The following is a 14,198-nucleotide window of genomic DNA, read 5'->3' on the forward strand; positions in this document are numbered from 1 at the left end:
TTATCATGGCAAATTATTTTACGATAAAAGAGGAATGCGACGGGATGCTGTTCAGGCTGGACATAACCAGGGAGAAGCTTGAGGCATTTTTAGACATTAGCGCTCAGGGCATGGAGCGTGCCATAGAAGAGCAGGAAATAATCAATTTTCTAGAAAAAAACAAGGTTGTATATGGCATCGATTTCAATGCTGTGAAAGAAATCTCGGAGAAAAAAACATACAGCACAAGGATCAAAGTAGCTAGCGGCCGCGGCATGGTTTGCGGCAAGGACGAAAAAATAATAATAAATTTCAGGGAAACCGCCAAAAGGGAGCCACAAATAGACGATCAAGGTAGGATTGATTTCAAGGAACTCAACAAAATAGAGAACGTTAACAAAGGCTACATACTGGCAATAAAGGAGTCGCCCACAACAGGGGAGAGCGGCATGAATATTTACGGTGAGGAAATTCCGGCGACAGACGGCAAAAGAGTGGAATTCAAGGCGGGAAAAAACGTAACAATAACTCCAGACGGTTCAATGCTCATAAGCGATTGCGACGGCAGCGTAGACTACAAGGACGGCTGGATTTCTGTAAACAAAACTATTACTATCGAAAAAGACGTAGATAATTCTACTGGAAATATAAGGTTCAACGGAGATGTTGTTGTAAACGGCGATGTGAAGACAGGCTTTCTGGTTCAGGCTGAGGGAAATATATTAGTGCGCGGTGTAGTGGAAGGCGCAATACTCGTATCAGAGGGTGATATAGTAGTTGAGGGAGGCATACAAGGAAACGAAAAAGCGAGCGTTCATTCAAGTGGCAACCTCATATGTAAATTCATTGAAAATGCAAAAAAAGTAATATCAGAGCGCGATATCACAGCAGATTTTGTAATGCATAGTAACATAAGCTGCATGGGAAGCCTCAATTTGATTGGCAAAAAAGCGCTTCTTGCAGGCGGTGAGGTGCTTGTAAAAAAAGAGATTGCAGCAGCCACAATAGGTTCACCCATGGGAACAAAGACGGTGATAGAATTGGGAGTAGATGAAAATCTCAAAATTAAGCTGCAGGCTTATGTTGATGAAAAGGAATTTGTAGAGAAGAATTTAAGCGACATATGCAAAAGCCTGAATGCATTCAAGGTTTCGATTTCAAAGGGAGAAATGGATGAAAAGAAGAAAAAACTTCTAGAAAAGACGGTGTCGGTATACAACAACCTTACTGACAAGCTGAAAATAATAAATAGTGAAATAGATCGCATTCAAAGCCAGATGCAGGACATAATTTCTGCAAGCCTTAAAGTCAAAGATACTATTTATCCGGGGGTTAGACTGACTATAGGCAATCAGGTGATGTACGTGAGAAACGAGATTAAATCAAGTGAGTTCTATCTCGAAGACAGCTGCATAAGAAGCAGAGGAATATGAAACTATGCAATTCACCTGTCTACAATACACCGATATGCTTTTTTATGATATAAAAATATTGTAAAAACATTAGCAGTGTGCTATACTATCAAAGGTAAAAGAATACGCACGCTTTGTAATTCCTGAGAAGGTGCCGCTCATGGCATTTCAGGGAAATGAGCAAGGCGGAGGATAAACCAAAATAGGAGGAAATAAAAATGGCAGTAATCAGCATGAAACAGCTACTTGAAGCAGGTGTTCACTTTGGACACCAAACTAGAAGATGGAACCCTAAGATGGCTAAGTACATCTTCACTGAAAGAAACGGAATATATATAATAGACCTTCAAAAGACAGTTAAGAAGGTTGAAGAGGCTTACAAGTTCGTAAAGGAAGCTGCTGAAACAGGAAAGCCGGTTCTTTTCGTAGGAACTAAGAAGCAGGCTCAAGAAGCTATAAAGCAAGAAGCCGAAAGATGCAACATGTTCTATGTCAATGAAAGATGGCTAGGCGGAATGCTTACAAACCACAAGACAATAAAAATAAGAATAGACAGGCTAAGAGAACTTGAAAGAATGGAAGAAGACGGAACTTTCGCAGTTCTTCCAAAGAAAGAGGTTATAAAGCTTAAAGCTGAAAAAGGCAAGCTTGAAAAATATCTTAATGGTATAAAAGACATGCCTGAGCTGCCAGCTGTTATTTTCATAGTTGACCCAAGAAAAGAAAGAATAGCTGTCAAAGAAGCTCACAAGCTTGGCATACCAGTAGTAGGAATAGTTGATACTAACTGCGATCCAGATGAGATGGATTATCCTATACCAGGAAACGACGATGCTATAAGAGCGGTTAAGCTTATAACAGCAACTATGGCTGACGCTATAATACTTGCAAGACAAGAGATGCCTGTAGAAGAGCAGGAAGTTGCTCCGGCTCAGGTTGAAGAGTAATAGAATATTAGTTTGATAATACTACGGGTAAGGGAGATTCTTCCCTTACCTTTAATAATATATATGGAGGCGATCACATGGAAATTTCGGCATCAATGGTAAAAGAACTTAGAGAAAAAACTGGCGCAGGTATGATGGACTGCAAGAAAGCTCTTCAGGAAACTGAGGGAGACATGGAAAAGGCTATAGACCTGCTAAGAGAAAAGGGACTGGCAAAGGCCGCTAAAAAGTCAGACAGAATTGCATCTGAGGGCCTTGTAGATATTTGTATATCAGAAGACGGAACAAAGGCTGCAATAGTTGAAGTAAACTCTGAGACTGACTTTGTTGCTAAAAACGCCGAGTTCAAGACTTTTGTAAGCGATGTTGCAAGCTTTGTACTATCGTCAAATATTGCCTCTGTTGAAGAGCTGCTAGCTGCTAGCTTCCCAGGAAGCTCAGAGACAGTTCAGGAAACACTGAACTCAAAAATAGCGACAATAGGCGAGAACATGAACATAAGAAGATTTGCAAAGTTTGAAGGACAAGGAACAAGAGCTGTTGGATACATACACGGAGCCGGAAAGATAGGCGTTCTTGTAGAGCTAAGAACTGATGCTTCAGCTGCAGAAGTTGCGGAAGTTGGAAAAGATGTAGCTATGCAAATAGCAGCTATGAATCCTAAATATATATCAAGAAATGATGTGGATCAGGAATACCTTGAGCACGAAAAGCAAATACTGACTCAGCAAGCCCTAAACGAAGGCAAGCCAGCTGAAATAGTTGAAAAGATGGTTGTTGGAAGACTTAACAAGCAAATAAACGAAGTTTGCGTTCTTGAGCAGGCATTTGTTAAGAATCCTGACGTTACGATAGCAAAATACATAGACGCTGAAGCTAAAAAGCTAGGCAAGTCTATAGAACTAGTGAACATGGTGAGATTCGAAGTTGGAGAAGGAATCGAGAAAAAATCTGAAGATTTCGCCGAAGAAGTAGCTAAGCAATTAAAGAAATAATTAAAAAGGAGAACACTATTGTGTTCTCTTTTTTCAGAGAAAATTAAGCGAAAAAACTAATTGAGAAGACAGTTGGGAGAGGATTTTAATTGGTTAATACAATATATAAAAGGGTATTGTTAAAACTAAGCGGAGAAGCTCTAGCTGGCAACAGCGGCTTTGGAATAGACAACGAAACTGTGATGAATATAGCTCAGGCCATTCGAAAGCTGCACGAGATGGAAGTAGAGGTTGCAATAGTTGTGGGCGGCGGCAACTTCTGGAGAGGCAGGACAAGCGAAGGAATGGACAGGACGACTGCAGACTATATGGGAATGCTGGCTACTGTAATAAACTCGCTTGCTCTTCAGGACGCGCTTGAAAACATTGGAGTATCTACTCGTGTTCAGACAGCCATTGAGATGAGGCAGATTGCAGAGCCTTATATCAGAAGAAGAGCGATGAGGCATCTGGAAAAGGGACGAATCGTAATATTTGCGGCAGGCACAGGCAATCCATACTTCTCCACTGACACTACCGCTGCGCTCAGAGCAGCCGAGATAGAGTCGGATGTTATACTTCTGGCTAAGAAAGTGGATGGAGTATATGATAGCGATCCTATGATTAACAAGGATGCGAAGATGTTCAAGACGCTTTCATATATAGATGTACTTAACAAAGGTCTTGGCGTCATGGATTCTACGGCAACTTCCCTTTGCATGGACAACAAAATACCAATAAGAGTCTTTGGACTTGAAAATCCCGACAATATAATCGATGTTGTGCTCGGTAAAGATATCGGGACATATATAGAGTAGAGGAGGAATAGTATGAGCCTGGAACTTATCAATGAACTAAAAGAAAAGATGGAAAAAACTATTTCTGTTTTCAAGGAGGACCTTTCAGTAATAAGAGCGGGAAGGGCTAATCCCAAGATGCTTGACAAAATAATAGTAGACTATTACGGAACTCCGACTCCCCTAAAGCAAATGGCCGGCGTGTCAACGCCTGAACCAAGGGCTATACTTATACAGCCGTGGGATGCTACTGCTGTGAGGGACATCGAAAAAGCCATAATGAATTCTGACCTTGGATTCAATCCTACAAACGACGGCAAAACCATAAGAATATCAGTGCCGCAGCTTACCGAAGAAAGAAGAAAAGAGCTTGTAAAGCTTGTTGGAAAAACAGGAGAAAGCGCCAAGGTTGCCATAAGAAACGAGCGAAGAAACGCCAATGAGAAAGTAAAAAAAATGGAAAAAAACGGCGAAATAGCTGAAGATGAATCAAAAAGAGCTCAGGACGAAATACAGAAGATAACTGATGCTCACGTAAAGCTCATAGACGAACTTTCTGACAAGAAGGAACAGGAAATAATGGAGGTATAATTTAAATTGGACATGCCTTCAATGCTTCTTGGGATGGAAATGGAAGATGCAAAGCATATTCTTGAAGTAAATAAGATAGAATATGAAGTCAATAAAATACAAGGCAGAAAGGATGCCGCTATTTTGACTGAGCCTCGCATAATAAGAGTGCTTGAATCAAAGTGCGGCAAGCTGGAATTAACAATTACGCATTTTTCCAGTCCGCTTTAAGGGCTGGAGGATGCGTTTAATATGTTTGGAAGGAAAGATATGCTATGCTTGATTTGAACATAGAGACTCTTAAAAAAGCAAAGGTGCCAAAGCATGTGGCGATAATAATGGACGGAAATGGAAGATGGGCCAGGCAGAAGCTTAAGGAAAGAACTTTCGGCCACAGAGCGGGAGTCGAGGCGATAGAAGAGGCGATAAGAGCATGCACAAATCTTGGAATCAGCCACCTCACCCTGTATGCGTTTTCGACCGAAAACTGGAAAAGGCCTAAGACCGAGGTTACGCTCCTTATGAAACTTCTCGTTGAGTATCTGAAGAAGGAAACACCGAGACTTTTGTCGGAAGGTGTGAGACTCAATGTAATAGGAGATATCGAAGAACTTCCATCAGAAGCGAAAAAAGAGCTTGAACGTTCAATCGATATGACCAAAGAGAATACTCAGCTTGTTTTGTCGTTGGCGTTAAACTACGGATGCAGAAATGACATGAAAAATGCCGTTTCAAAGATAGCCAGAGATTGCTGTAGTGGAGCAATAAACATTTCAGATATAGATGAAGGCATGATTGCATCATATTTGTCTACAGGGGATTTGCCGGATCCCGACCTTCTCATAAGAACAGGCGGAGAACAGCGTCTTAGCAATTTCCTGCTGTGGGAGAGTGCTTATGCAGAACTTTACTTTACAGATATATTTTGGCCTGATTTCAAAGAGATCACTCTTTATGAGGCGGTCGAAGACTACCAAAACAGGGAGAGAAGATTCGGAGGCCTAAAATAGGAGCGATTACATGTTAAAGAGAATACTGTCTTCTTTACTTCTTTTGCCTCTTTTGTTTTTTGTTGCCATAAAAGGGGGAGCCTATCTTAGTGTTAGCGTTGCAATAGTTTCCATGCTGGCACTTTTTGAGTTTTACAATGCTTTCAAGCATCACAATACTAATCCGATAAAGCTGTTCGGATACTTGCTGAGCGCAGTTTTCTTCTTTTCGGTATATTATAATGTGGACTTCCTATATCTAAACGCCGCTGTTTTCTTTTTTCTTATTCTGTCGACGGTGCCTCTCATATTCGGCAAAATAGGCTTCATGGATATACTAATCACCTTCTTTGGGACTATATATATATCGGGAGCACTCGGCCATATAATAATAACAAGGCAAGAATTGGGGTCCGAAATATTGTGGTACATATTCCTGGCTGCGTGGATAACCGACACGTTTGCATATTTCAGCGGTTATTTTTTTGGGAGGCACAAGCTTATACCTAAAGTAAGCCCTAAGAAGACAGTTGAAGGAAGTATAGGAGGAACTGTGGGAAGCATTGCTGTATGCGCTATATACGGCCATTTTGTAGGTGTTGAAATGTTTGACTCGATAGTAATTGGGGCTTTGGGCAGCGTTGTGGCTCAGCTGGGTGATTTGTTCGCCTCCTCGATAAAAAGATATATAGGAATAAAGGACTATGGACACATAATACCAGGCCATGGCGGTATGCTGGACAGGTTTGACAGCATACTATTCACCGCTCCGTTCGTATATTATTATGCCAGCATTTTCATAAAGTAAAACTGCTTATAAAGTAGCTTCAGAAAAATTTCTGAAGCTATAAATATTTGTATGCGATTATTAGTAATATGATAAAATATGGTTGTAGAAACATTTCAAGCGTTAATATACAATTGCACCAGGAAGGAAAATAATGACATGAAAAAAATATCCATAATAGGCTCGACGGGCTCAATTGGGAGACAGTCACTTGACGTAGTGCGAAGCAACACAGACAAATTCAAGGTTACAGCAATTTCAGGCAATGAAAACATAGAGCTGCTCTACGAGCAGACACGTGAGTTCATGCCGGAGCTTGTGGCCATATACAGCGAAAAGCAAGCCCTTGAGTTCAAGAAAAAGATAGAGAATGATTCAAGCTTCAAGGGTGTCGAGATAATGACGGGGCTCGAAGGACTAAATGCGGTAGCAGCGGATTCAGATTCAAGCATGGTTATAACAGCAGTTGTTGGAATGATTGGACTAGTTCCGACTATCGAGGCTATAAAAAAAGGAAAGGACATAGCTCTTTCCAACAAGGAAACAATGGTTGCAGGCGGTGAGATAGTCAGCAGGCTTGGAGCACGCATAATCCCCGTAGACAGTGAGCATTCGGCAATATTCCAATGCCTAAACGGCGAGGAAATGGAGAGCGTGGAAAAGCTGATACTTACGGCGTCAGGCGGGCCTTTTAGGGGCAGAACGAGAAAGGAGCTCCTGAAGGTCAGCAAGGCTGATGCACTGAGGCATCCAAACTGGGAAATGGGCAGAAAGATAACAATAGATTCAGCCACACTCATGAACAAGGGGCTTGAAGTAATAGAAGCCAGATGGCTCTTTGGAATAGATGCGGACAGAATAGACGTCATAGTGCATCCGCAAAGCATAATACATTCAATGGTGGAATTCAAGGACAAGAGCGTGATAGCCCAGATGGGCAATCCTGACATGAGGATACCCATACAGTATGCACTGACATATCCTCAAAGAAAAGAGGGCAAAGGAATAGAAAGTCTGGATCTTTTGAAGGCAGGCAGACTTACATTCGAGAAACCGGACTGTGAAACCTTTCCTTGCCTGAAGCTTGCATATGAAGCGCTTAGACTAGGAGGCACATATGCGGCCGCACTCAACGCCGCAAATGAAGTGCTTGTAGAGCAGTTTCTAAATGACATGATAGGATTTTATGACATACCGCATTACATTGAGAAAACACTTGAAAGACACAGCTCGGCCAAAGAGCCGGGCATAGAAGACATTCTTGCGGCTGACACTTGGGCGAGAGAATTCGTTAAGCAGCAGATTGCAATATAAATGATTATTGGAAGGTGAACATATGTCGATATTCATAGCTTTGGTGGTCTTTGGAGTGATTGTGCTGTTTCATGAGTTCGGACATTTCATAGTTGCAAAATTATGCAAGGTAAAAGTGCACGAATTCGCAATAGGCATGGGGCCGAAAATTGCATCCATAAAAGGCAAGGAAACAGACTACTCGATAAGGCTGCTCCCTCTCGGAGGATACGTAAAAATGCTGGGAGAGGATGAGGACTCAGAGGACGAAAGAAGCTTTGGCAAAAAAAGTGTGCTGCAGAGAATCGGCATAATAGCCGCTGGGCCAATTATGAATTTTGTTCTGGCAATACTCCTTTTCACTGTAATATTCATGGTGGTGGGAATACCTACCACGGCCATCAAGGAGACCATGAAGGACTATCCAGCCCACAGCGCAGGGATTATAGCTGGTGACAGAATAATAGAGATAGAAGGCAAGGCAATAGAAAGCTGGAACCAGGTGACATCAATAGTAGGAAGCTCGGCTGAAAAGAGCATAGATATAAAAATTCAGCGAGAAGGCAATACTATGGAGTTTGAAGTTGTGCCGGTACTTCAGGAAGGCAGGGGTGTAATAGGCATACTTCCGGAAAGTGAAAAAAACCTTTCGCTTTCTGTCAAAAGCAGCGCAGAAAGAACAGGCTATATTCTTTCGCAAATGATGAACTTTTTCGCCACGCTCGTCACAGGCAAGGTTAATACGTCGGATGTTGTGGGCCCTGTGGGCATAATAAATGTCGTAGGCGAAGCGGCCAAGGTTGGATATTTGAATGTCATATCGCTGGCGGCTGTAATAAGCATTAACCTGGGGCTCATAAACTTGTTTCCTTTCCCGGCGCTCGATGGAAGCAGGATACTGTTTCTCGTGATAGAGCTGGTAAGAGGCAAGAAGATAGACTCGGAGAAAGAAGGCATGATACACCTTATAGGCTTTGCCCTTCTCATGCTGCTGATGCTGGTTATAACCTACAAGGACATTATAAAGCTAATAGACAAATAATGCGGGAGTGATATTATGAAAAGGACTACAAGGGTGGTAGATTGCGGCGGAGTGAAAATAGGCGGAGGCAATCCGGTAGTCATACAGTCCATGACGAACACAAACACAGCAGACGTTAGTAGTACTGTGGAGCAGATAAGAAGGCTGGAGGAATGCGGCTGCCAGATTGCACGGGTTGCTGTGCCTGATATGGAGGCTGCAGCCAAACTTGGGGAGATAAAGAAAAACATAGGCATTCCCCTTATTGCAGACATACACTTTGACTATAAGCTTGCCATAGAATCGATTAATCAGGGAGCGGACGGAATAAGAATAAACCCGGGAAACATAGGTTCGTTCGAGAAAATAGACGCCATAATAGAAGCCGCCAGGGAAAAGGGCGTGAAAATAAGGATAGGCGTAAACGGAGGCTCGCTTGAGAAGGACATACTAGAAAAACATGGCAGGCCCAACGCCCAGGCGCTTGTAGAAAGCGCCCTCAGACACGTTGAATATTTCGAAAAAAGGAATTTCACCAACCTGGTAATATCCCTCAAATCGAGCGACATAAGAACCACAATAGATGCATATGAGATGTTTTCAAATATAAAGGACTATCCATTGCACATTGGCATAACTGAATCAGGCAGCCTAAGGAGCGGGACAATAAAATCTGCAGTCGGCATAGGTTATCTCCTGCTAAGGGGAGTAGGCGATACCATGAGGGTCTCGCTTACAGCAGACCCCTGCGAGGAAATTTACGTTGCCAAGGAGATACTAAAGGCAGCCGGACTCATGGATGAAGGCGTCAAGCTGATTTCATGCCCAACATGCGGCAGGACAAGAATCGACATGATGAGAATTGTTGAGGAGGTCGAAAGCAAGGTGCAGAGCATGGACAAGGACATAACAGTGGCAATTATGGGCTGCGCAGTAAATGGGCCAGGTGAAGCCAGGGAAGCAGACATAGGAATAGCCGGAGGCAACGGCGAAGGACTCCTGTTTAAGAAAGGCAAGCCTGTAAGGAAAATAGAGGACGGCAAGCTTGTCGAAGAGCTTCTTAAGGAAATCGAGCAGCACGGCAAAGAGCAAGAGGAATAGGTATGGAAACAGCAAGAGAATACGTTAAAAAAATAGGAATAGACTTGCAAGAATTGCATCCTTCAATCGGGGATGCTTTTTTGTCCAAGGCGGTATATTTCAGAGAAGAGAAAGCTCTAGATATCCATTTGGAGCCGCAGGAGGTCATAGGTGCAGCGGAGCTTTCAAAGCTCCAGCAGCATATAAAATCAAAGCTGGATTGGCTTGAGCGAGTAAGGATAAAGGTTTTCTACAGATGTTTTGCCACAGATTGCTCGGATAAGGATTTCAGACAATATATTGAGAATCTGGCCTACTATATTAACTGCCAGCTCAGGTCACTAAACTGCAAACCCGAGGATATAGAATGGGACAGAACTCGCGAAAAGCTGGACATCGCAGTATCAAACCAATTCATGCTGGATGTTGTAGGTAAAAAAAGGCTACAGCAGCAGCTGGGATGTCTCGTTGCGGAGCAGACTGGCATATATTCTGATGTCGAGTTTGTTGCACAGTTCAACAATATGGATTCGAGAGCTGAAAAAATGGCAGCTCAAAAAGAAGAAGAAGCCCAAGAGATAGCTAAAATGAAACTTTCACAAACAGCTGAGCCCGCAAGGAAAGAAAGGAGCTCGGGCGCTGCGCAGACAAAGCAGGAAGGCGGTTTGAATTCAGCGCTAATACTTGGCAAGAAGATAAGCGGAGAGGCCTTAAAGATTTCGGAGCTGCGCATAGAAGGTGGAGCATCAGTAATTGAAGGTACGGTGTTCAATACGGACTCGCGCGAGTTGAAAAACGGGAAAAGGCTGCTTATATTTTCGGTGACCGACTATACAAGCTCGGTAACCTGTAAGGCTTTTCTTTCGGAAAAACAAAAGGATGCGGTATCAGATGAGGTCAAAAAAGGATCCTTCCTCAGGATAAGGGGCGAGGCTGTATACGACTCGTACAGCAAAGAAATGGCATTCAATGCAAGCGACATTGAAAAGTCAAAGCCCGTGGAAAAAAGTGACGACGCACCTGTAAAGAGGGTGGAGCTTCATGCACACACGCAGATGTCGGCTATGGACGCTGTGGTGCCAGTCGGAGATATAATTAAGCGGGCTGCAAGCTGGGGACATAAGGCAGTGGCCATTACAGACCATGGGGTGGCGCAGGCTTTTCCTGATGCCATGAGCGCAGCGCAAAAATGCGGAATAAAGGTCATATACGGCGTTGAAGGATATCTTGTCAACGACAACATACCGCTTATAAGCCAGCCCAACAGTCTCCCGCTTTCTCAGGAATTTGTGGTGTTCGATGTTGAGACCACCGGCCTTTCTAATACGAATGACAGAATAACTGAGATAGGGGCTGTTAAGATAAGGAATTTTGAAATAGTAGACAGGTTCAGCTGTTTTGTAAATCCCGAAAGGGACATACCGCTCAAGATACAGGAGCTAACCGGAATATCGGCGGAAATGGTAAAGGATGCGCCTACAATCGACCAGGCGCTGCCAGATTTTTTAAGCTTTGCAAAGGACAGCGTTCTTGTGGCTCACAATGCCGATTTTGATATGGGTTTTGTAAGGGAGAGCTGCAAGAGGATAGGGCTGGAATTTGGAAGTCTCTATGTGGATACGCTGAGGCTGGCCAAGGCACTCCTGCCACAGCTCAAACGCTACAAGCTTGACGTTATAGCCAAGAATATGGGGGTATCGCTCAATAACCACCACAGGGCTGTAGATGATGCAGAGGCTACTGCCAGGATATACCTTAAGTTTTTGGAAGAACTCAAAAAGCAGGGCATTCAAAGGTTGGATGAGGTCAACTTCCATTTCAAACAGGCCGACTATAAAAAGCTCAACACATACCATGTGACTATACTGGTAAAAAACCAGGAGGGGCTCAAGAACCTTTACAAGCTAATTTCCAAATCGCATATTGACTATTTCTACAAGCGCCCCAGAATTCCAAAGACACTGCTCACAAAATACAGAGAAGGGCTGCTGGTTGGCAGCGCATGCGAGGCAGGCGAGCTGTACCAGGCGGTGCTGCGAAACGCAGACGAAGGCGAACTAAGGCCTATAGCAGAGTTTTACGACTACTATGAGATTATGCCCATTGAAAACAACAGCTTCATGGTTGAAAAGGGCATTGTATCAGGACATGGCGAGCTGGAGGACATAAACCGCAGGATAATTGAAATCGGCGAAAGGACCGGCAAACTCGTAGTAGCCACTGGAGACGTACATTACCTCGACGAGCACGAAGCCATGTACAGGAACATACTGCAGCACAGCCAGGGCTACGGTGACAATAATGACACAAATCCTCTGTATTTCAAGACCACAGACGAGATGCTCGCAGATTTTGAATATCTCGGAGCCGAGCTTGCAAGCAGGGTGGTCATTGAGAACACAAACAGGATTGCAGACATGGTGGATGAGGTAAAGGCGATTCCCGACGAGACGTTCCCACCGCGTATAGAGGGGGCCGACGAGGACCTGAGGAATATGTGCTATGAAAAGGCATGTTCAATATATGGCAATCCACTTCCGGAGATAGTAGAAAAAAGGCTCGAGCGCGAGCTCAAATCCATAATAAGCAACGGCTATGCAGTAATGTATATCATAGCCCAGAAGCTGGTGACAAAATCGCTGGAAGACGGCTATCTGGTAGGGTCGAGGGGATCCGTGGGTTCTTCACTGGCGGCGACGATGAGCGACATAACAGAGGTCAATCCGCTGCCTCCACATTATGTATGCAGCAGTTGCAAGAATTCTGAGTTCATAACGGACGGAAGCTACGGCTCGGGTGCGGACCTTCCTGACAAGGACTGCCCTAAATGCGGCGCCAGATACCTAAAGGACGGGCATGACATACCCTTTGAAGTTTTTCTGGGCTTTGAAGGCGACAAGGAGCCGGACATAGACCTTAACTTTGCCGGAGAGTATCAAGCCACAGCTCATAAGTACACAGAGGTGCTATTTGGCAAGGGCTATGTGTACAAGGCCGGAACAATAGGCACAATAGCTGACAAGACTGCCTACGGCTTTGTCAAAAAGTATGTGGAGGAAAACAATATCACATGTACAAGCGCCGAGATAGAAAGGCTCTCAGGCGGCTGCACGGGCATAAAGAGGACATCTGGGCAGCACCCGGGAGGAATAATGGTTGTGCCGGATTACAAGGAAATATACGATTTTTGCCCTATACAGTATCCGGCAAATGATCCCGATTCCGGGGTGATAACTACGCATTTTGATTATCATGCCATCAGCGGAAGGCTTCTGAAACTAGACATACTCGGCCACGATACCCCTACAATAATAAAAATGCTAGAGGAGCTGACAGGGCTTGACGCCACAAAGATTCCTCTGGATGACGCGGAGACGATGAGCCTTTTCAGCGCGACAACAGCCGTAGGGGTATCTCAGGAGGTGCTGAATTCCACTGTGGCGACTTTTGCGGTGCCGGAGTTTGGCACAAAGTTTGTAAGGCAGATGCTTGTGGATACTATGCCGACGACATTTGCAGAACTAGTGAGGATATCGGGTCTTTCGCACGGTACTGACGTATGGCTAAACAATGCGCAGGAATACGTGCGTAAGGGGGTTGCCGAGCTCAAGGAAGTAATATCAACAAGGGACGACATTATGAACTACCTGATTCTTAAGGGAGTGCCGCCAAAGCAGTCGTTCAAGATAATGGAGAAGATAAGGAAGGGCAAGGGCCTTAACGAAGAGGACGAGGCTGAAATGAAGAAAAACAGCGTCCCGCAGTGGTATATCGATTCCTGCAACAAGATTAAATACATGTTTCCCAAGGCACATGCCGTGGCATACGTGATGATGTCATTCAGGATAGCCTACTTCAAGGTCCACTATCCAAGAGCATTTTATGCGACGTACTTCACCACAAAGGCCGAAGACTTCGACATAACTCTCATACTTCGCGGAAAAGGAGCTATAGCAGAGCGTATGAGAGAAATAGAGAGCCTCGGCAACTCGGCCACGGCCAAGGAGAAAAATCTATACACGCTTTTGGAGGTTGTAAAAGAGATGTATCTTCGCGGCATCGAAATCCTGAATGTTGACATATACAGTTCGGACGCCAGGAAGTTCAAGATAAAAGACGGCAAATTGCTTCCACCGCTTCTGGCACTGCCTGGACTAGGAGAAAACGCAGCTCTCAACATAGTAAGCGAGAGGGAGCAGGGCGAATTCCTTTCACTAGAGGATATGAGATACAGGACAAAGGTGTCAAAGACAGTTATAGAGCTTATGGTACAAAGCGGTTGTGCTGGTGACATGCCTGAGACTAACCAGCTCTCGTTGCTTTAATGATTTGCAATTAGAATCGTTGTG

12 protein-coding genes are annotated in these 14,198 nt (G+C 44.1%); all 12 read left to right on the top strand.

The window, feature by feature from the left end:
- Positions 1–5: 5 nt before the first annotated feature.
- The 12 genes from GT589_RS03225 (at position 6) to GT589_RS03280 (ending at position 14,174) form a co-directional block, all read left to right on the top strand.
- Positions 6–1,412 carry a DUF342 domain-containing protein gene (locus tag GT589_RS03225; RefSeq protein ID WP_293395900.1) on the top strand — a complete coding sequence of 469 codons (1,407 nt, stop codon included), beginning with the start codon at positions 6–8 and terminating at the stop codon, positions 1,410–1,412.
- Between the two features lie 197 nt (positions 1,413–1,609).
- Positions 1,610–2,338: a 30S ribosomal protein S2 gene (rpsB, locus tag GT589_RS03230; protein ID WP_293395903.1), complete on the top strand. Its 729-nt coding sequence runs from the start codon at positions 1,610–1,612 to the stop codon at positions 2,336–2,338.
- 77 nt (positions 2,339–2,415) lie between these two features.
- Positions 2,416–3,333 carry a translation elongation factor Ts gene (gene tsf, locus GT589_RS03235; RefSeq protein ID WP_293395906.1) on the top strand — a complete coding sequence of 306 codons (918 nt, stop codon included), beginning with the start codon at positions 2,416–2,418 and terminating at the stop codon, positions 3,331–3,333.
- Between the two features lie 89 nt (positions 3,334–3,422).
- Entirely contained in the window at positions 3,423–4,130 is a 708-nt protein-coding gene (gene pyrH, locus GT589_RS03240) for a UMP kinase (protein WP_293395910.1), read from the top strand.
- Positions 4,131–4,142: 12 nt separating this feature from the next.
- The gene (frr, locus tag GT589_RS03245) at positions 4,143–4,700 is read left to right on the top strand and encodes a ribosome recycling factor (RefSeq protein ID WP_293395913.1); all 558 of its coding nucleotides are present in this window, start codon (positions 4,143–4,145) and stop codon (positions 4,698–4,700) included.
- 6 nt (positions 4,701–4,706) lie between these two features.
- On the top strand, positions 4,707–4,910 hold the full coding sequence (locus tag GT589_RS03250; protein WP_293395916.1) for a hypothetical protein: 204 nt from the start codon (positions 4,707–4,709) through the stop codon (positions 4,908–4,910).
- Between the two features lie 44 nt (positions 4,911–4,954).
- Positions 4,955–5,689: an isoprenyl transferase gene (locus tag GT589_RS03255; RefSeq protein ID WP_293395919.1), complete on the top strand. Its 735-nt coding sequence runs from the start codon at positions 4,955–4,957 to the stop codon at positions 5,687–5,689.
- Between the two features lie 10 nt (positions 5,690–5,699).
- The gene (locus GT589_RS03260; protein ID WP_293395922.1) at positions 5,700–6,476 is read left to right on the top strand and encodes a phosphatidate cytidylyltransferase; all 777 of its coding nucleotides are present in this window, start codon (positions 5,700–5,702) and stop codon (positions 6,474–6,476) included.
- Between the two features lie 138 nt (positions 6,477–6,614).
- Positions 6,615–7,769, top strand: a complete 1,155-nt coding sequence (locus tag GT589_RS03265) for a 1-deoxy-D-xylulose-5-phosphate reductoisomerase (protein WP_293395925.1) — start codon at positions 6,615–6,617, stop codon at positions 7,767–7,769.
- Between the two features lie 22 nt (positions 7,770–7,791).
- Entirely contained in the window at positions 7,792–8,790 is a 999-nt protein-coding gene (gene rseP, locus GT589_RS03270) for an RIP metalloprotease RseP (RefSeq protein ID WP_293395928.1), read from the top strand.
- Between the two features lie 15 nt (positions 8,791–8,805).
- On the top strand, positions 8,806–9,870 hold the full coding sequence (gene ispG / locus GT589_RS03275) for a flavodoxin-dependent (E)-4-hydroxy-3-methylbut-2-enyl-diphosphate synthase (protein ID WP_293395931.1): 1,065 nt from the start codon (positions 8,806–8,808) through the stop codon (positions 9,868–9,870).
- A 2-nt stretch (positions 9,871–9,872) separates the two neighbouring features.
- Positions 9,873–14,174, top strand: a complete 4,302-nt coding sequence (locus GT589_RS03280; RefSeq protein ID WP_293395934.1) for a PolC-type DNA polymerase III — start codon at positions 9,873–9,875, stop codon at positions 14,172–14,174.
- The last annotated feature ends 24 nt before the right edge of the window (positions 14,175–14,198 follow it).

The sequence above is a fragment of the Peptoclostridium sp. genome (assembly GCF_009881055.1).
Taxonomy (GTDB): Bacteria; Bacillota; Clostridia; order Peptostreptococcales; family Peptostreptococcaceae; genus Peptoclostridium_A.

Excerpts from the sequence above, each read along its gene's own strand:
- GT589_RS03225 (WP_293395900.1), top strand. The coding sequence starts at position 6 with ATGGCAAATTATTTTACGATAAAAGAGGAATGCGACGGGATGCTGTTC.
- rpsB (WP_293395903.1), top strand. The coding sequence starts at position 1,610 with ATGGCAGTAATCAGCATGAAACAGCTACTTGAAGCAGGTGTTCACTTT.
- tsf (WP_293395906.1), top strand. The coding sequence starts at position 2,416 with ATGGAAATTTCGGCATCAATGGTAAAAGAACTTAGAGAAAAAACTGGC.
- frr (WP_293395913.1), top strand. The coding sequence starts at position 4,143 with ATGAGCCTGGAACTTATCAATGAACTAAAAGAAAAGATGGAAAAAACT.
- GT589_RS03255 (WP_293395919.1), top strand. The coding sequence starts at position 4,955 with ATGCTTGATTTGAACATAGAGACTCTTAAAAAAGCAAAGGTGCCAAAG.
- GT589_RS03260 (WP_293395922.1), top strand. The coding sequence starts at position 5,700 with ATGTTAAAGAGAATACTGTCTTCTTTACTTCTTTTGCCTCTTTTGTTT.
- GT589_RS03265 (WP_293395925.1), top strand. The coding sequence starts at position 6,615 with ATGAAAAAAATATCCATAATAGGCTCGACGGGCTCAATTGGGAGACAG.
- rseP (WP_293395928.1), top strand. The coding sequence starts at position 7,792 with ATGTCGATATTCATAGCTTTGGTGGTCTTTGGAGTGATTGTGCTGTTT.
- ispG (WP_293395931.1), top strand. The coding sequence starts at position 8,806 with ATGAAAAGGACTACAAGGGTGGTAGATTGCGGCGGAGTGAAAATAGGC.
- GT589_RS03280 (WP_293395934.1), top strand. The coding sequence starts at position 9,873 with ATGGAAACAGCAAGAGAATACGTTAAAAAAATAGGAATAGACTTGCAA.